Origin of the sequence: Mucilaginibacter sp. PAMB04168, from assembly GCF_039634365.2 — a bacterium.
In the GTDB taxonomy this organism is placed as follows: Bacteria; Bacteroidota; Bacteroidia; order Sphingobacteriales; family Sphingobacteriaceae; genus Mucilaginibacter.
Genome location: NZ_CP155079.2, coordinates 537,130 through 555,489, shown reverse-complemented (window position 1 = coordinate 555,489; position 18,360 = coordinate 537,130). Strand labels below are relative to the sequence as shown.

The 18,360-nt window shown below is 43.7% G+C and carries 17 protein-coding genes; 6 read left to right on the top strand and 11 right to left on the bottom strand.

Annotated elements, in window-relative coordinates; genetic code table 11:
- Positions 1-18: 18 nt before the first annotated feature.
- From ABDD94_RS02225 to ABDD94_RS02195, 7 genes are all read right to left on the bottom strand, one after another.
- Entirely contained in the window at positions 19-669 is a 651-nt protein-coding gene (locus ABDD94_RS02225; protein WP_345949442.1) for a DUF47 family protein, read from the bottom strand.
- Positions 670-719: 50 nt separating this feature from the next.
- Positions 720-1,781 (bottom strand): ATP-binding protein, encoded by a 1,062-nt coding sequence (locus tag ABDD94_RS02220; protein WP_345949443.1) that lies wholly within the window; start codon positions 1,779-1,781, stop codon positions 720-722.
- A 9-nt stretch (positions 1,782-1,790) separates the two neighbouring features.
- Positions 1,791-2,492: a methyltransferase domain-containing protein gene (locus tag ABDD94_RS02215; RefSeq protein ID WP_345954502.1), complete on the bottom strand. Its 702-nt coding sequence runs from the start codon at positions 2,490-2,492 to the stop codon at positions 1,791-1,793.
- Positions 2,485-3,615 (bottom strand): NAD(P)/FAD-dependent oxidoreductase, encoded by a 1,131-nt coding sequence (locus ABDD94_RS02210; protein WP_345954501.1) that lies wholly within the window; start codon positions 3,613-3,615, stop codon positions 2,485-2,487. The genes ABDD94_RS02215 and ABDD94_RS02210 overlap by 8 nt, the downstream gene beginning before the upstream one ends.
- A 3-nt stretch (positions 3,616-3,618) precedes the next feature.
- Complete coding sequence (locus ABDD94_RS02205) at positions 3,619-4,722, bottom strand: type III polyketide synthase (protein WP_345954500.1); 1,104 nt, start codon at positions 4,720-4,722, stop codon at positions 3,619-3,621.
- Positions 4,723-4,731: 9 nt separating this feature from the next.
- Positions 4,732-5,262 (bottom strand): YceI family protein, encoded by a 531-nt coding sequence (locus ABDD94_RS02200; protein WP_345954499.1) that lies wholly within the window; start codon positions 5,260-5,262, stop codon positions 4,732-4,734.
- 167 nt (positions 5,263-5,429) lie between these two features.
- Positions 5,430-6,344, bottom strand: coding sequence for a hypothetical protein (locus tag ABDD94_RS02195; protein ID WP_345949448.1), 915 nt, complete (start codon positions 6,342-6,344; stop codon positions 5,430-5,432).
- Between the two features lie 370 nt (positions 6,345-6,714).
- On the opposite strand from ABDD94_RS02195, the gene ABDD94_RS02190 reads away from it, so the two are divergent.
- Positions 6,715-8,259, top strand: coding sequence for a family 10 glycosylhydrolase (locus ABDD94_RS02190; protein WP_345954498.1), 1,545 nt, complete (start codon positions 6,715-6,717; stop codon positions 8,257-8,259).
- Here ABDD94_RS02190 and ABDD94_RS02185 read toward each other — a convergent pair whose 3' ends face one another.
- A complete protein-coding gene (locus ABDD94_RS02185) occupies positions 8,260-9,006 on the bottom strand; it encodes an SDR family NAD(P)-dependent oxidoreductase (protein WP_345954497.1) in 747 nt (248 codons plus the stop codon).
- A gap of 517 nt (positions 9,007-9,523) precedes the next feature.
- Here ABDD94_RS02185 and ABDD94_RS02180 point away from each other — a divergent pair.
- From ABDD94_RS02180 to ABDD94_RS02165, 4 genes are all read left to right on the top strand, one after another.
- Positions 9,524-10,012: a YetF domain-containing protein gene (locus tag ABDD94_RS02180; RefSeq protein ID WP_345954496.1), complete on the top strand. Its 489-nt coding sequence runs from the start codon at positions 9,524-9,526 to the stop codon at positions 10,010-10,012.
- 290 nt (positions 10,013-10,302) lie between these two features.
- Entirely contained in the window at positions 10,303-11,352 is a 1,050-nt protein-coding gene (locus ABDD94_RS02175; protein WP_345954495.1) for an acyltransferase, read from the top strand.
- A gap of 104 nt (positions 11,353-11,456) precedes the next feature.
- Positions 11,457-12,653, top strand: coding sequence for a glycosyltransferase (locus ABDD94_RS02170; protein ID WP_352432885.1), 1,197 nt, complete (start codon positions 11,457-11,459; stop codon positions 12,651-12,653).
- Positions 12,640-13,695 carry a polysaccharide deacetylase family protein gene (locus tag ABDD94_RS02165; protein WP_345954493.1) on the top strand — a complete coding sequence of 352 codons (1,056 nt, stop codon included), beginning with the start codon at positions 12,640-12,642 and terminating at the stop codon, positions 13,693-13,695. Before ABDD94_RS02170 ends, ABDD94_RS02165 begins: the two co-directional genes overlap by 14 nt.
- Before the next feature lie 8 nt (positions 13,696-13,703).
- Here ABDD94_RS02165 and ABDD94_RS02160 read toward each other — a convergent pair whose 3' ends face one another.
- Positions 13,704-15,320: an ATP-dependent DNA ligase gene (locus ABDD94_RS02160; protein WP_345954492.1), complete on the bottom strand. Its 1,617-nt coding sequence runs from the start codon at positions 15,318-15,320 to the stop codon at positions 13,704-13,706.
- Positions 15,317-16,459 carry a ligase-associated DNA damage response exonuclease gene (locus ABDD94_RS02155; RefSeq protein WP_345954491.1) on the bottom strand — a complete coding sequence of 381 codons (1,143 nt, stop codon included), beginning with the start codon at positions 16,457-16,459 and terminating at the stop codon, positions 15,317-15,319. The genes ABDD94_RS02160 and ABDD94_RS02155 overlap by 4 nt, the downstream gene beginning before the upstream one ends.
- Before the next feature lie 203 nt (positions 16,460-16,662).
- On the opposite strand from ABDD94_RS02155, the gene ABDD94_RS02150 reads away from it, so the two are divergent.
- Entirely contained in the window at positions 16,663-17,664 is a 1,002-nt protein-coding gene (locus ABDD94_RS02150) for a chemotaxis protein CheB (RefSeq protein ID WP_345954490.1), read from the top strand.
- A 112-nt stretch (positions 17,665-17,776) separates the two neighbouring features.
- On the opposite strand, the gene rplS is transcribed toward ABDD94_RS02150, so the two are convergent.
- A complete protein-coding gene (gene rplS, locus ABDD94_RS02145; RefSeq protein ID WP_345949458.1) occupies positions 17,777-18,124 on the bottom strand; it encodes a 50S ribosomal protein L19 in 348 nt (115 codons plus the stop codon).
- Between the last annotated feature and the right edge of the window lie 236 nt (positions 18,125-18,360).

The following is an 18,360-nucleotide window of genomic DNA, read 5'->3' as shown; positions in this document are numbered from 1 at the left end:
CAGTAAGGGTTAAAACAATTAAGCGTTTTTAACTAATATCGATTCCATTACATTGGCTGCATCCTCACACATATCGGTTGCCGTTTCAAGCGCAGCTAAAATCTCTTTGTATTTGATGAGTCTGAGTGGGTCTTTCTCGTATAAAAACAAATCGGCTACAGCGCGGTCAAACACATAATCGGCCTGGTTTTCCACACTGTTGATGCGGATACAGGAATCGGCTATGGCGCGTACATTCTTTAAATCTTTTAACTCACGTACCGCTTTCTCCAGGTCAACACTGCCCTGTAGTATCAGGTCAGATAATTTGCAGATAGGCTCCGTATACTCCTCAATGTTATATAACATCATACGGTTTGCAGAGCCTTGTATATAATCGGCCACATCATCAATAGCGGTAGCCAGTGCGTGGATATCTTCACGGTCAAACGGCGTAATAAAGTTTTTACCCAGTTCCAGGTATATCTGGTGAGTCAGCTCATCACCTTTGTTCTCTAGCTTATCAATCTGTTTAAATAGATCAATACGGTGTTCACCATCCTTGCTATTTACCGCCTCAACCAAAATAGTAGCCATATCTATAACATTGGTAGCGGCCTGTTCAAATAGGGGGAAAAACACTTTTTTATCCTTTGGGACAAAATACTGGAATATGCTGTTCAATGACATCTTCGTTTCAATAGTTTTGGCAAAGGTAACTTTGCAATGTTAAATTAGTGTTAACTCTTTAAAACCGGTATTACCTGAAAAGGTGACTGTTTTACCTTTTGCAGCGTAAATCCGAAGGTGGATCCCACCCCCACCGTGCTGCGCACGTTAATAGTTTGCTGGTGCGCTTCAATGATATGCTTAACAATAGCCAGGCCTAAGCCCGATCCCCCCACTTCGCGTGAACGGCTGCTATCAATACGGTAAAAGCGTTCAAATAAGCGTGTTAAGTGTTTTTCATCTATACCCGCACCATCATCCGTTACTTCAACAAGAATCTGGTCGTGCAAATCAAAAAGACTTACCGAGGTACTGCCGCCACGCTTGCCATACTTAAACGAATTGTCTATTAAATTGATGAGTACCTGACAAATCTTATCACGGTCGGCAGTTACCAAGTAGGGCTCGTCATACTTTTGTTTAAATACCAGTTTAATGTCGTGCTGCTTCGCTTTCAAGTCCAGCTGCTCAAACACCTCCTTAATCAGGTCGTTAATTTTAAACTTGGCATAATTGATGGGTATTTCGCCAGATTCTAACTTGGAAATCTCATCCAGGTCTTTAATCAAGTAACTCAGCCGGTCAACATTACGCTGAGCTTTGTTTAAAAACTGTAAGGCCATATCCCGGTCTTCTACTTCGTCATCCAGTATAGCTTCGATGTAACCTTGTATAGCAAACAGCGGGGTTTTAAACTCGTGCGATATGTTGGACAGAAACTCCCGCCTGAATTTTTCCTGACTGCGTAGTTGCTCAATTTCTGTCTTTTTTTCACGTGCCCAAGCTTTTACTTCCTTTTCCACGTCGCCAATAGGATCTGTACTGGTCGATTCGCCTAAGGCGTCACGTAAATCGCGCCCTAACTTAAGATTATGAATAAGCTTGTAAATGAGCTTTATCTTGGAGTACAGGTACTTCTCAATAAGGTAATAGAAAACCATATAACTGGTTACAAAGCTTATGGCAAAGGTTAGGGTTACATCATACCACTTATGCTGAAAGTAGAAGTTAACTACCGACAGGGCGATGGCCACCGCTAACGCGTTGATGAATACCAGTACACTGAGTTTCATATAACAAAGTTAGGCTTTATAAATGATTACCTGCCAGCGGAAAGCCCACTTCCAGCTAATTTTATAATGCGTAATGCCGGCCTTTGCCAGCAGTTGCACCAACTCTTGCTTTTTAAAACTTCTTTTAACCGATAGCGGACCATCATGCCGCATCATGGGGTTGGGTATGATGAAGGCAAATATGGCTTTTAAGGAATAATATAATAACCAGTGCCGATGCAAATCGGTAATAATAATGCCCCGCCGTGCACAACTCAGCATCTTTTTAACAAGGGCTATCCAGGCATCATCTTCAAAATGATGGGTAAACAAGCTCGATACCACTACGTCGAACTGGTTTTCTGTTAGCTCGTTGCTCATCACCTCTGTTTGCAGGTAATTTATGTTGTTGTATGCAGCCGTTTCCTTTTCGGCAAAGGCAATAGCGGCAGGTGCTGCATCCACACCGGTTAAATGCAACGGTACCTGTTGTTTTTTTGCCCAGGCCGCAATAGCTTTTAGTGCGTCGCCGCCGCCGCATCCCCAATCGCTCAGGTGATTCCCTGCCTGTACAGGAAACTGCTGTAAAGCCTTAATTAACGTTTTATGACCGCCAAACCAGGCATTTAAATTGCCCAAGCCTTTCAGTACTGGGTCGAGCTCTGTGGCTGGCAGGGCAAAATCGTCCATAATTTCATCAACGCCGGTAATGCGTTTGCGCAGGTTAACCATAAATGCTCCTTCCGTGGGTTTGTTTAACCATCCAGTTGGTTACACCAGGCAAATGCTTTAAGGTTTCAATAGCGGCATGCATTAAAATATTACTACCAAACAGGCTTTGCAGCTGCCTGCCTACCCACAACCGCCGGGCAAAATGCTGGTTCCAACTTAAGGTGTATGCTTGCTCCAGTACTGCCCTCTGCTGCAAGCTAAAAGCCGGCTCGCCCTTATAATGCTGAATAATAATATTGCTTAATATTTTTGCAGAATGGATAGCCATAGTCATTCCGTTACCGCACAGAGGGGCAATCATACCGGCTGTATCGCCACTCATGAGTATGTGCTTTTCAACAGGTTGTTTTTTTTCAAAAGATATTTCGTTGATCACTTCAGGCTTATCCATCAGCCATTCGGCATTATTAAAAATTGCTTTTTGATAGGGGTTTTGGTTAATAACCTTTTCTTGCAAGGCTTCCAAACTGCCCAGCCTGCGCAAATCATCCCTATGTGCTAATGAGCAAACACAGTAACGATCACCCTCTATTTTGGATACGCCACAGTAGCCGTTCCTGAAGCTGTTAAGCTGTATCAAATCGGTAGGGAAATCAATACGCGCATGCTGCTTAATGCCTACATAAGGGCTGCGCCGATGAAAAAAAGACCTGTTAAGCTTGTTATCAAGGCTCGACCGTTTACCAAAAGCACCAATCACCAATGGCGAATGCAAGACACTATCCGGCAATTCAACCTCGAAAAGATTTTGCATAAACCTGATATCGTTAATACGGGTTCCGAGTAAGAACTTAACGCCTTCAGCAGCACACATCTCATACAAATAGTTATCTAACAAATAACGGCTTATGCCGAAGCCTCCCAGGTCTAATTGCTGTTTGAGTTTTGCGCCTGATGTGGCAGTGACCTCTAAACGGTTAATTCGTGATGCACCAAGACTATGAACATTAATTCCCAGGTGCTCCAAAAGCGGCAGTATTTCGTTGGAGATATACTCTCCGCATACGCGGTGAAAGGGATATTGCTTTTTTTCAATTAAGGTAACCTGCAAGCCGGCCCGGTTTAGCATCAAAGCGTTAAACAGCCCGGCTAATCCGCCACCTGCAATAATCACATCGGCCATGGTTTAGTGAAGTTTAAGCACCATGCCTTCAACAGTTAACCCCGGGCCAAAACCAAAACTCAGCACGTTATGACCAACAGCTTCATCATCCTGCATTAGCCTTTGCAGTACAAACAAAATGGTTGCTGATGACATGTTGCCGTAATTATTTAGCACCTCATAAGCGTATGCGTTAGCATCACGGGGTATTTCCAGGCCTTGTTCAATAGCCTCCAATATTTTACGGCCACCCGGATGAATAGCAAACTTACCCACCTGCTCAAAACACAAGCCTGCCTTGCCGAGCAAACGCCCGGCAAGGCCTTTTATATTTTTTAGTATTTCTTTAGGCACCTTGGTGGTAAGTGTCATCTCAAAACCGGTATTTCCAATAAGCCAACCCATTTCGTTTTGGCTATCCGGTATAATTTCAGCATAAAAGCCCAGCAGTTCCAACGCTGGCTTAGCGTTTATCTTGGTGGCTGTGTTTTCGACCAGTACAGCGCCAGCGCCGTCGGCAAAAAGGGAGTTGGCTACCCAATTATTAATAGTGTTCACCTTTTGAAAATGCAGCGAACACAGCTCCACACTTACAATAAGCACCTTTGCCTGCGGGTTAGCCCGGCAAATATAATCGGCCAGCTTAAGCGCATTAATTGCACCATAGCAACCCATAAAATTAATGCAAGTTCGCTCGGTAGAATGAGGAAGGCCCAATTTTTCAACCAGATCAATATCGATTCCGGGGGCATACATACCGGTACAGCTAACCGTAATCAGGTTAGTAATCTGGCTGGTTATGCCTTCATAGTCGCTCAGGCAATTCTGTGCGGCTTTCAGCGCAATATGAATGGCTTTTTCCTGGTAGTATAACAGCCGTTTATTGGTAGTTACAAAAGGTTCAAGATCGGGCGTAGGCTCAAAAAAGGTGTAATCGGCCCTGTCTGCGCCAAAATCATCAACTACCGAATAGCGGTATTGGATGCCCGAATGATCGTAAATAGCTTTAAGACGCGCGGCCTGCTCTTCGGGCAAGCCAAACACATCAACCATAAACTCATAAGAATAGTGCTGCGCAACCTTGTTAGCCGGATTCGCAGTTCCGATTGAACTAATACAACTACCCATAAAACTTTGTTATTTGCTGGTCTCTACTACGAGATCAACAGTGGCCTCGTCGGCCAGCACCATGCTTTTACCGCCCACGCCAAAATCGTGTCGGTTAATTTTAAAGCTGCCTTTAAACAGCCCCGCGTTGGCACTTTCTATATAGGTAAATGGCACTTCTACAGGTTTTGTTTTGCCTTTTATGGTCATATTAAAGTTTCCGACAAAGTTGTTACCCCCTCTATGTTTAAAGGCGGTAGACTTCATTACAATCTTAGGATAATGCTCTACATCAAAGTAATCTTCGGCCTTGAGGTGGTTATCGCGCATGGCATTATCCGAGTCGATGGTATTGACATCAATCGTTGCTTCGATAGTGCTGGTGGCTAAGTTGGCTTTATCAAATATAATATCGGCCTGCAAACCGCCCAGCTTACCGGTAGTTTTTATACCCAGGTTTTTGATCTCGTAATTAACTGCGGATTTAGTAACCGTTTGCTTGGTTTGCGCAAAGGAATGGGCAGTAATCAATAACGCAATTATAAAGCTTAGTTTTTTCATCAGGGCTATTCAATTCAATATATAAGACAAACGTAATGATTGACTATTTAATCTGTATAGCGTTAATGTAACGATATACATACGAGATTAAAAATCAGCAATTGGCTAAAAACAAAAACCCCGGCTGTATAGCAACCGGGGTTTTTGTTTGTTATAAACTTTATTTTCTATTTCAAATAAAACTCAGTTTTGCCCATAGTGTAACCATCCGAATACAGAAACACTGTGTAAGTACCTTTAACAAACTTTTCAGGGTTCACCCAATCGAGCGTGTAAGTAGTGCCGTCATCCTTAAAATCGATAGCGGTTTTATAGGTAAACTGCAGTTCCTGACCATCAGCCGTAAACACGCCGCTGTCTGTCATTACAATCAGGTTGCCTGCCGGGTCAATAACACGCATAAAAATATCATGTAAGCCTTTTTCGGCTACCGGGTTACCGGCAATATTAAAGTTTACTTTTATTTTTTTAGCCGGACCAGCCCTGTTTACATCCACTTCTTTACCACTGCCTTTAACTTTATAAGCAGTAACCTGCGCCCCGCCCAATTTAAGTGCTGATGCCACTTTAACCTTGGTGCTCAGTTCCTGGTTTTGTTGTTCGAGCGTAGTAGCTTTTTGCGATACAGTAGCTACCTGGCTCTTTAATGTATCACGCTCAGTAGCTAACGATGCATTTTGTTGTTTGAGCTCCTCGATATCTGCAGTGTACTTAGTTACAAAATAGCGCAGTTGTTTGATATCTTCCTGAGCTGTCCTTAACTCAGCAACTGATAACTGCCCTTTAGCTAAAGCTCTTCTTAAAACCACAATTTTAGCCTGCAATGAATCATTACGTGCCTGTAACTCGGCCGATAATTTGGCTTTGCCTGTGTTTACTTCTTCGATCTGTGCTTCCAAGCTATCCAGTTCCGTTTGCAAACGATGCTTCTCATCATCGCTTTGCGTAACCACACGGGCAACATCTTTCTTTTTCTGCAAGTACAGGTAAACATCCGTGCCGAGTAAAGCAACAACCACTACAATCAGAAAATATATGACGTTCGAATTCTTTTTGGAGGTTTGTTCAGATTTGTTTTCCATTTATGTTCAATTAGATTTATTTGGTTATGGTACCCATTTAAATAAATAATAACGCTGGTTACTTTAAAAACTGATAATATAACCTAAAACATTTTTGTGTTAAGCGCTAACCTTTTAACTCTAAGCAAATAATTGTTGAATTACTCCACAGCTATTTTAACCGCTACTTAAGAGCAAAATCCACCTTTAACTACTACAAATCAAACAGTTAAAGCACACCGCACACCTACAAGCCTTATAAACTTGTGCGCTAAAAATAAAGACAATAACCATAAAACACAAAATCTGCCGTTAAATAAACCTGTGAACCAAAAGACCTTATTGTTAGTTATGTATCTTTGCTACCCTTAAAATGAGTGTTTTGCTGTATATGAAACAAAGATTAGTGCTTACGATAGCCGCCTTGCTTACCTGCTTACAATTATTAGCACAAACCGATACTATACAGCAACATAACCCTACGCCCAAGCGCGAATTCAGGGGTGTTTGGGTAGCAACCGTAACTAATATTGACTGGCCTAGCGCGCCCCGCCTTTCCAGCGAACGGCAAAAAAACGAACTGATAAATATCTTTGATAACCATCAGCAAGCAGGCATGAATGCCATTATGCTGCAGGTGCGCCCAGCCGCCGATGCTTTTTATGCCAAAGGTCGCGAGCCTTGGTCACGCTGGCTTACGGGCAGGCAAGGTGTAGCACCCGAACCATTTTATGACCCACTGGAGTTTGCCGTGAACGAGGCACATAAACGCAATATGGAACTGCATGCCTGGTTTAACCCTTACCGGGCTACTATGGATGCCAATACATCGGCACTAAGCCCGCAGCACCCTATCCGTTTACACCCCGACTGGTTTTTTTCTTACGGTGGCCGCAAACTATTCAATCCTGGGTTGCCCGATGTACGCGAGTATATTATACAGGTAATACTGGACGTAGTAAAAAACTACGATGTAGACGGCATACATATGGACGATTATTTTTACCCCTACCCTATTGCCGGGCAGCGCATAAACGACCAGGCCACTTACGAGCAGTACGGCAGCAATCGTTTTACCGATATACGCGACTGGCGCCGCAACAATGTAGATACCCTTATACATGCACTGGCCGACAGCATACACAAATACAAGCCTTACGTTAAGTTTGGCATTAGCCCGTTTGGCATATGGAAGAACAAAAATCAAGACCCTGATGGTTCAGAAACCAATGGCGGATCATCTTACTTTGAGCAATTTGCCGACAGCCGCAAATGGGTTAAGGAAGGCTGGCTGGATTATATTAATCCACAGGTTTACTGGCATTTTGGCAACCGGGCAGCTGCGTTTGAAAAGTTAACCAGTTGGTGGAGCGACAATACTTACAACCGCCACCTCTACATTGGGCAGGCAGCTTACCGTATTAACGAACCCCGTAATTCGGGCTTTAAAAACCCCGACCAGATACCAGCACAGATACGGTATATACGAAATAATGCCCGCATACAAGGTAGCGTGTATTTCAGTTCGGTGTCTTTAAGGCGCAACTATGGCGGTTTAAACGACTCTTTACGTAATCATTATTACGCTACCCCTGCATTGCCACCCTTAATGCTTTGGCGCGATTCTGTACCCCCTAACGCACCCCGCCAGCTGGCTGTAGGCCGCACCGAGCGCGGACTGATATTGCACTGGCAAGTACCCTTACTGGCACGTGATAAAGAACTGGTTTATGGTTACGTGATCTATCGCTTTTACCAGGGCGAAAAGATTGACCTGTCTGACACTAAGCACATTCTTCATATACAATACAACCCCATGCTCTCGGCCGAGGATAACACAGCCGAGCGGGGCAAAAACTATGTGTACATCGTAACGGCTATAGACCGCATGAAAAATGAAAGCGAGCCTATAGCCGTCACAGCACCTTACCGGTAGTTAACTGTTCATTACTGCACCACCGTTAATATCCAGCGTTTGGCCAGTTATAGATTGCTGACTTAACAAATAGGCTACCAACGCGGCTACTTCTTCGGGCTGGCTCATGCGCCTTAGCGGCACGCTTTGCATGGCTATATCGTAAAACTCATCTTTAGTGATGCCTATACCATCGGCAATTCCCTGCAAGCCCTCCTGTGACATTTCGGTATCCACCCAACCCGGGCATATGGCATTCACCAAGATTTTCTCAGGTGCAAACTGTACCGCCCACGAGCGCATCAGGCCCAGCAAACCCGCTTTTGACGCACAGTAAGCCGAGTAGTTGGCTACCCCTAAACGGGCCAGCACCGACGATGTGATAATGATGTGCTTAGTACCTTCAGCCTTATGCAGCAGAGGCAAAAAGGCATTTACAAAGTTGTAGGTGCCGGTTAAATTGGTGCTAATGATATCATTCCACCTGTCGGCTTCGCCCCAGTAATTCTCGCCGCCTATGCCTGCATTTGCCAACAGCCCGTTAAAAGTTAAGTTGCCTAATTGATTAACTGCGCTTTCCAGGCTTACTATGTCACGCACATCGGCTGTTAATACTTTATGGTTGTCACCTGCCAAGGTTTTGAGAGTTTGCTGAAGGGTTGCGGCATTACGGCCCAGTAAGATGCACTGATTACCGGCTGCAGCCAGATTTTGTGCCATAGCCCGACCAATGCCGCTGCCAGCTCCGCTAATAAGATAAATATTCATAAAATAAAAGTAGCTATTTGTTACCGGCATGTGCAACTTAGCACAATACACAATTTAAATCACCCGAACTGGCTCAGTTAGTCAGCAAGTGCTGAAGACTATTATTACAAACACCATCAGGAATAGCTTGGTTATAGAGGCACTATTTTAGCCTGTAAAATGGTGCCTCTATATTTAGTGAAGTACTGTTTATTATACGCCGGTTTAAGTGGTTTATTGCATAATTGAATATCCTTTTTTAGAAGCCATTTAAACGTGCAATTGCCACATGAAAACCTTATATCACATAAATTAAAGTCAGCCGGGTATCTAACGTTCTTTACTGCTTCCTTTAATTGCTCCAGATAGTCGTCAAGGGGCTGATAACCCTTTCTATAAATCGGGTTCTATACAATCATTCACATAAAGCACATTACTGTCTCTTAACAGAAACAGTGTACTTCACAATTTTTTAACATTAAATAAACACTTGTGCGTGCCGGGTGTACCTATACATACCCTTATCAATTTTAATAGCATGAATATTATCCTCGCACTATTTGGAGAAGGAAAAGATTTGAATGTACTGCAAATGTGCAGCCGGGCATTAGTAGTGTTCTTTATAGCTTTGGTTATGGTACGTGTTTCGGGCAGGCGCACTTTCGGTAAGCGCACAGCATTCGATAACACATTGGCTATTATACTCGGCGCTGTGTTAAGCAGGGCCATTGTAGGTGCCTCTCCATTTGTACCTACCATTTGCTGCAGCCTGTTACTGGTGCTTTTACATCGTTTGTTGGCCTACGCGTGTATTAAAAGCAGTTTTATTGACCGGCACCTAAAAGGCATGAGCGTACCCCTATACCGCAATGGCCAGCTAGATGAAGATAACCTGACCCGTAGCTTGCTCACTAAAAAAGATATTATGAGCGACGTACGCCTGAAAGGTAATGCTACCTCACTAAACGAGATACATGAAATTTATATGGAAACCAGCGGCGAGGTAAGCGTAATTAAAAAATCGTAAGTTGGTACCTATAAGTGGCTTAATAACAAATAATACTTAACTTCGTCCAAAAGATCTTTCAGTTAACTAGGAAGATAGCGTATTCATAACTCGTTCGTTAAGTCATACGTTTTTTAATACCTCGATCATAGAATGGAGCATTGAATTAGGCGTTACGCTAGTATGCCGAAACTTTTGCAGTCAGGCGAAAGATTTGAGGTTTAATATAACAAGATACAGATACTTAATATCCCCGTTTGTGACCCTCACCCTTAAAACCGAAGGCTGCTTACGTTGATAAATACCAAAGAATGAGTAAGAGTACTCACAACAGATTATTGGAACTTGATGCGCTGCGTGGCATTGCAGCCATAAGCGTTGTTGCTTTTCATAAAGCAATGGGAACGCCGCACAACAACCTATTTTTCAATTACGGCTTAACCGGTGTTGATCTTTTTTTTATTATAAGTGGCTTTGTAATTTTAATGAGCCTAAAAAGGGCAATTTCGCCACGTCAGTTCATTATTGGTCGTATAATTCGATTATACCCGCTGTACTGGATTGCGGTTAGCCTTGCGGCCATTTCCTTATTGATAACAGGTGACGCAGCACTTAACGGCGTATTTGCTATTAAATATTTGGCTAACCTTACCATGGTGCATCCATATTTTTTACAAGGAAACATGGATGGCGTTTATTGGACGCTTTTGGTAGAACTGCTTTTTTATGCCGTAATGGTTACCCTGTTCAGCTTCAATAAACTAAATAAGATCGAACTTTGGGGAGCATGCCTTTTACCCGCCTTATTTATTTATGCACTATTTTTAAGGGCGCACATTGGCACATGGGGTGTTCGGATTCATCGCTTTATGCCCTTAATTGAGTTCGTACCTTTGTTTCTCTCCGGAGTTGTGTTTTATAATTTGAAGTTTGAGCAAAAGACCGTTGTTAGGTTCTTGATATTAGCAGGCTGCTTTGTAACACAAATTGCCTTGTTTCATTTAGGCAAGGATAGAATACGCTGGATTACAACCTACGAATACATTTTACCCCTAACGGTGTATTACCTTGCTTTTACGCTTTATTGCTATAATAAATTAGGATTTATAGTTAATCCGGTTACGATATTCATTGGCACTGTCTCTTACCCAATTTATTTAACACACGGTACAGTTTCCAGGTTATTTCACGCTACAGGTTTCTTCGCCTCCAATTTTTGGTTAGAGCTGCTTGCAAATATTTGCCTAACTACTTTGCTATCGTTTATCCTGTTTTACTTTATAGAAAAACCCATACTGCGCTTTGCTAAAGGCAGGTGGATGAGCAGCCCTAAAAAGACTCCAGAGCTGGCCCGGGCATAATATATTATTACTTTATTATTGCCAATTGCGGTAAATACTAATTCGTAATAATTAACTTTTTTATATTGTCCCGATAACATCATACTGTGAGTAATCAACTTGTTATGGACGCTATAATATTCCTATCTGTAATTGTACAGCTGGCATTATCATCTTATTTATGGCTGCCTATCATATTACTTTGCTTTTCATTCGCAGCAAAGCTGTTTAAGCATACAGTCTCGCCTGTATCGATTCCGGGTAAATGCAAAAAATCTTATAAATTCGGTATCATCATTACGGCGCACCGCGAAACCAAATTTTTACCACCCATAGTCGACTCCATATTAAAACAGACCTATCAAAACTTTGAAATCTATATTGTGGTCGACGATTGTGATATAAGCGGCCTGCACTTTACCGACGAGCGTATTCATTTATTGAAGCCGGAAACACCGCTTAATACAAACACCAAATCCATACAATACGCTATAGATCGCTTTTCGGCCGGTACAGAGGTGATGGTTATTTTTGATCCGGACAATCTGCTGCATCCTACTTTTTTGGAGGTCATGAATAATTACTATAATGCCGGATATAAAGCCGTACAGGCCAACCTTAATCCTAAAAGCGTTAACGGCATGTACGAAGAAATGGATAATGCCGGGGCTACCTTTTATTCCTTTCTTGATCGTACTGCACGTACGGCGTTAGGCTTTTCAGTAACTATGTGGGGCTGTGGCGTATCGGTACTTACCAGCGTATATGCACATATTAAGTATAACAACAAGAGTAATATGGGCGGGTTTGACAAGCATATGCAGGCCGAAATTGTGCAGCATGTACCTGTTATAGCCTATGCGCCTGAAGCCGTATTTTTTGATGAAAAGGTGAGTGATGCCAAAAATTTGGAGTCGCAGCGGGCCAGGTGGATCAATGCTTATTTTAAGTTTTTTCCGGAAGGTTTTAAAGTCATGCTGAACGGCATTTTTGGCCGTAATGTAAACGTTGCCTTTTTTGGTTACAATTTAATACGGCCGCCTTATTTTCTCGAAATATTGATAGCCGTAGCATTCATTATTATTGGCTATTTCACCCACCAAACCATGATGTTCTTTTGGATTGGCTCCTTGCTTACATTTCTCATCTCGTTTATATCTATCGTGCTTCTCTTTTCGCCAGCCAAAAGCAGGAACGGGTTATGGTATATGCCGTTGTTCTTTTTTCATCAGGTGAGGTCCATGCTCAAAATAGGCCTCAATAAGCGCTCTATCTTAAAAACCGAGCATTTTAAGGTGCTCTATATTGATGACGTTATATAACCTTTATCGTTTGAATCCACTAAAAAAGCTATACTTCTCTACAGTAAATAAACTGAACATTGATTATCTGAAAAGGAAATCGGACATTAAATTGCTGGCACCCTACTATCACCTGGTAAGCAATGAGCCGGTTCCTTACCTACAGCACTTGTACCAGTTTAAAAACACCAGTCAGTTTGAGCATGACCTGGATTATATGCTGAAGCACTTTAACCCCATTACGTTAAAAGAAGTAATAGATCACATTAAAGCGGGTACTGCAATCAAAAAAAACAGCTTTTTAATTACACTGGACGATGGCTTAAAACAGGTGCATGAGGTAATTGCTCCAATATTATTAAAGAAAGGGGTTCCGGCTGCATTATTTATTGTTCCTACTTTTCTTGACAATAAATTCCTGTTTTACGATTTAAAAAAGGGGCTGATTATAGATGCGCTGCTAACAAAACCTCCATCAACCATTGTGCTAAGCCAGCTCAACAGCACATGCCATTTAAAGCAGGCTGATGTTCAGGGCATTGTAAGCTATGTAAAGGCAATCAACTATTTAAACAAAGAGAAGGTTGATGAATTAGGAAGTATACTAGAAATAGATTTTAATAACTTTCTGAATAAGACGCGGCCTTTTATGACGACGGCCCAGGTTGAAGATTTTATTAGTAAAGGTTTTGATGTTGGTGCACATAGCATGACGCACCCCTGTTATAACTTGGTACCTATAGCGCAGCAGATAACAGAAACTCAAGAATCGGTAAAGTGGGTAGCCGATACTTTTAACCTGCCCTATAAAGCCTTTGCGTTTCCGCATGTAGATACGGGCGTAAGTCAACAATTTTTTGATGCTGTTTTAACAGGCGAGAGCGCTATGAGGCCCGATGTTATCTTTGGTAACAGAACCGCGATGCTTGAACGTAGCCACCATATTTTTCACCGGTACATTGGCGAAAACCCCGCTATAAATGCCGGAGCTATGGCAAAAGCCGTTCTTAGCTATAATACGTTTAATAAGCTTAGGCAAAAGCCTTACATACATCGGCCATAACCGTCCCTTTAATCACCTAACAGTGCTTTCAAAGTTTCAATAGTATCAGCTTCCTCCTTGGGCTTATCATGCCGCCAGCGCAAAATACGGGGAAAGCGTAGCGCCACACCCGATTTATGCCGGGTTGATTTATTGATTCCTTCAAAGCCTATCTCAAAAACAAGCTCGGGTTTTACGGTGCGCACCGGACCAAATTTTTCGAGCGTGTTACGTTTTACAAAAGCATCTACCTTATTAATTTCTGTATCGGTTAGGCCCGAATAAGCCTTGGCAAAGGGCACCAGTTTATCACCATCCCATACGGCAAAAGTATAATCGGTATACAAGTCGGCCCGGCGGCCATGGCCTTTTTGCGCATAAATCATCACTGCATCAACCGATAGCGGGTCTATCTTCCACTTCCACCAATCGCCCCGGCGGCGGCCAACCTGGTAGTGTGCATCTTTACGCTTCAGCATAATACCTTCGGCCACCATAGCGCGCGATTGTTCACGTATGGTAGTCAGCTCTTCCCAACTGTTAAAACTAATGAGCTCCGAAATCCTGAAAACTTCCGGATAAGGCGTAACGGTTTGCAATCCTTCCAGCAATTGCCGCCTATCAGTTTGTGTTTTGTAGCGGATATCCTCACCGGCATACTCCAGGCAATCATATGCAATAAGAGCTACAGGGCTTTCTTCCAATATCTTTTTGGTGAGCGTTTTACGGCCAATACGGGTTTGCAGTATGGCAAAGGGCAAAGGTAAACCGTTTCTAAAAGATAATATTTCGCCGTCAATCACCGTACCATCGGGCAGGGCATGTAAAAATGGGTGCAGCTCCGGAAACTTGTCGGTTGCCAGGTCCTCACCCCTGCTCCAAATAAAAATATCGCCGTTCCGTTTAATAAGCTGCGCTCTGATGCCATCCCATTTCCACTCGGCCTGCCACTCCTGTGCATCACCCAGCAGGCTCTGCAATGCCTCAGGCGACTTTTGGACGGTGGAAGTTTCCTGAACCGGATAAGCCAAAAAGAATGGGTACGGGCGGGATACATCTTCCAGAGCCGTATCTGTATGGGTAAGATCCTCAAACTGGTAAGTTTGCGGCGCCCAGTTACCCATGAGCCGGTGCGTAAGCGTGGCCGCATCCAGGCCCGTCAGATCTGCCAGGGCCTTAGTAACTAGGTTTTGCGAAACCCCTACCCTAAAGCTGCCGGTTAGTATCTTATTAAATACGAAACGCTCCTGCGCATCCAGCATAGCCCATGATTGGGTTAGCCAGTGTTGCTTTTCCACTTCAGGCTGGTTGTTCAATGCGTTTATTTCGCCTATCCACTCCGTTAAGGTTTTGTTGCTGCTGTTTTCATGATCGGGCAGCAGGAGTGCCACGGTTTCGGCCAGGTCGCCCACCACATGGTAGCTTTCCTCAAAAAGCCAGGCCGGTATATTTGATGCCTCAATAGCCCAGGTTCTGAACTGTGTGGAATTAATTTGCCGCTTGGGGTTACGCCCTGTAAATAAGGCGAGCATGTGCATTTTATCAGTATCAGACACACAGGCCAGGTACTCTTTTAAAATCTTAACTTTTTCGTTGGTTTTGTTTGTCTCGTCGAGCGAGGTAAAGAGCTGGGCAAAATGCTTCATATAGCTGCCCCTCCCCGGCCCTGCCCTAACGGGAGAGTGTTGATCAGTTCCTGTTCTGCTGCTTCAGTCACCTTATTGTCGATGATTTCTACATCAGGTGCATCCTGCTCGCCCCCCTCTGTTAAAGGCTGCGGAGGAACTCCTTCTTCCTCGCCGCCATATAGCGTGTGCACCTCATGAGCGTCAAACCCTATCTCAGACAGGTAGCGGGCAAAACTGGCGGTATAGCCGTGTGTTAAGTAAACCTTTTCGCAGCCGGTAGCATCAATGGCGCTTACCAGGCCATCCCAGTCGGCATGGTCTGATAATACAAAGCCCCTGTCGGCCGCACGCCTACGCTTGGCCCCGCGTAAAGCCATCCAGCCCGAGCAATAACCAAAGCTATAGGGTTGAAACTTACGCATCCACGGTGTACCCACTGATGAAGGCGGCGCAATTATGATGCCTTTGCGCACCTCTTCCTTAACCGAATCTGCGGTGATGCGCTCGGTTGGCTGTAATATAACGCCGTTGCGGCGCAGCGCTTCGTTTGTATTTTCAATAACACCATGCGTATATACTTTACCGATAGATAGATCAAGGTTTTGGAGAATGCGCTGCGCTTTGCCTAGTGAGTAACCTACAATAACGGTAGCAAGGTTGTTGTTAACATTTTGCTGCCACCAGCGATTCACATCGGCAAAGGTTTCGGTTTGCGGTTTCCACTTATATACCGGCATCCCAAACGTGCATTCAGAAATAAAGTGATGACAGCTTACCGCTTCAAAAGGTGTGCATACGCCATCATCTTCTACTTTATAATCGCCCGATACTACCCAAACCTGTCCCTGGCTTTCAATCCTTATCTGGGCCGAGCCTATTACATGCCCTGCGGGATGTAAGGAAATTTTAACGCCATTCTTCATTACCGTTTCGCCATACTCAACTGTTTGCAGTTGTATATCGCCCAGGCGGTACAGCATTACCTCACGCGAAAGATGATGCGCCAGATAGTGTTTATGACCTAGGTAAGCGTGATCGGCATGGGCATGGGTAATTACGGCATCATCCACCGGTTGCCAGGGGTCGATGTAGAACTTGCCCTTGGCACAATAAATTCCTTTATCGGTAAATTCAAGTAGTGGTTTTTGCAGCGACATATGTATTACTAACGGCGTTTACCGGGTAATGGTTTGATGCTGCGTTCTTACAACCTTAAAACGCTTTTTTCAGAGCCCCGTTTTCATCTCAAAATAATCTGGCACTGCTGAAACCATAAACAATCCGGTTAATAATGAGGTTATTTTACTATAGCAGCCGATACACTCATTGCATTATACCACAGGGAGTAAAACAAAGTAACATGGCAGAAGTAACACACCCCATCATCGTGATCGGGTCATCGGCAGGGGGCTGGGAGGCCTTACCCATAGTGCTCGAAAATTTTCCGGAGTATCTGGCGGCATCAGTGTTTGTGGTTCAGCATTTCCCGAGTGATACTATGGGTACAGCTTTCCTAAATCATTTATCGGCTCATAGTGTTCTCCCATGCGCATTTGCTGTTGATAATGAACCTATCCGGCCATCAAGGGTTTATGTTGCCCCACCCGATTTTCACCTGCTGCTAACTAAAGACCGCGTACGCATTACCAAGGGCCCGCGCGAAAACAGCTTCAGGCCGGCTATTGATACTATGTTTCGCTCGGCTGCTGCTCATCATCATTCGGGCGTTATTGGTGTAATACTTACCGGCGTGCGCGATGATGGCGTGGAGGGCATGGCTGCCATAGCCAGAAGCGGAGGTATAACCATGGTGCAGGATCCGGCCAATGCCCCATACCCTGATATGCCGCAGGCCGCTATAAAGCATATTGATGTAAATTACATTACTCGTACGGTAGAAATGGGACTGGTACTTTCAGGATTAATTTACCAACCTGCCAAATCAAAGGAAGCTATTTCCGAAGATATTTTAAAGGAAGCCGCTATTGCCGAACGGGTACTTACCTCACTCGATATAGTGGAACAAGGTGCCAAGGGTACCGGCTTTACCTGCCCCATGTGTGGTGGCGTATTATGGGATATAGACCACGGCATTACACACAGTTATCGCTGCGCTGCAGGACATGCCTTTACCTGGGAAAACCTGTACCAGCTTAAAGCAACCGAAGTGGAAGAAGCTATGTGGGCATCACTGCGCCTAATGGAAGAGCAAAAGCGAATGTTATTAAAGTTCCCGCTATTACCGCGCGAAAGCAACTCCTTACAAAGGCGGGTTGAAGAACTTGAACAGTATGTACAAACCCTGCGTGCCATGTTGCTCAAAAGCGGAGACGGACGGCTACCTGAGGAGCATGATGTTTAATAACAGTTTTAAAGACTGAAATTACCCTTTGAACATAATAAATCCCGGTAACTTTATCAGTTATCGGGATTTAAATCTTACCTGAAAAAGGTACGTATTCAGCACAAAAAACTTATACGCGTTTTGATTTGATACGTGCAGCTTTACCGGTAAGCGCGCGCAGATAGAATAATTTTGCACGACGTACTTTACCGCGGCTGTTAACCTCAATTTTATCGATGTTAGGAGAGTTTACAGGGAAGATACGCTCAACACCTATACCGTTTGATACTTTACGCACGGTAAAAGTTTCAGTGCTGCCAGCGCTGTTGCGTTGGATAACTACACCTTGGTACAGCTGCACACGCTCTTTGTTACCTTCTCTGATTTTATAGTGTACAGTTACAGTGTCACCTGATTTGAATGCAGGAAGTTCCTTTTTTTCTACTGACTGCTCTTCAACAAATTTTACTAAATCCATGATTTTAAGCTCTTAATGCGATTTTTAGCCCGTAAAAATCGGATTGCAATAATAGGGATTTTTTTAGATTTAAAAAAGTGATTTTTGTTTTTTTCTTATTATTTATTTCTGGCTGGGTTCGCCGCAAAAGAATTAGCTGTCAGCAATGTAATACTTAAATCTCCATGCCGGCAGTAAGTGATTATATACCTGCGGCAACTACCAGCTGTAATTGAACTTCTATTGTTGTTGCTCTG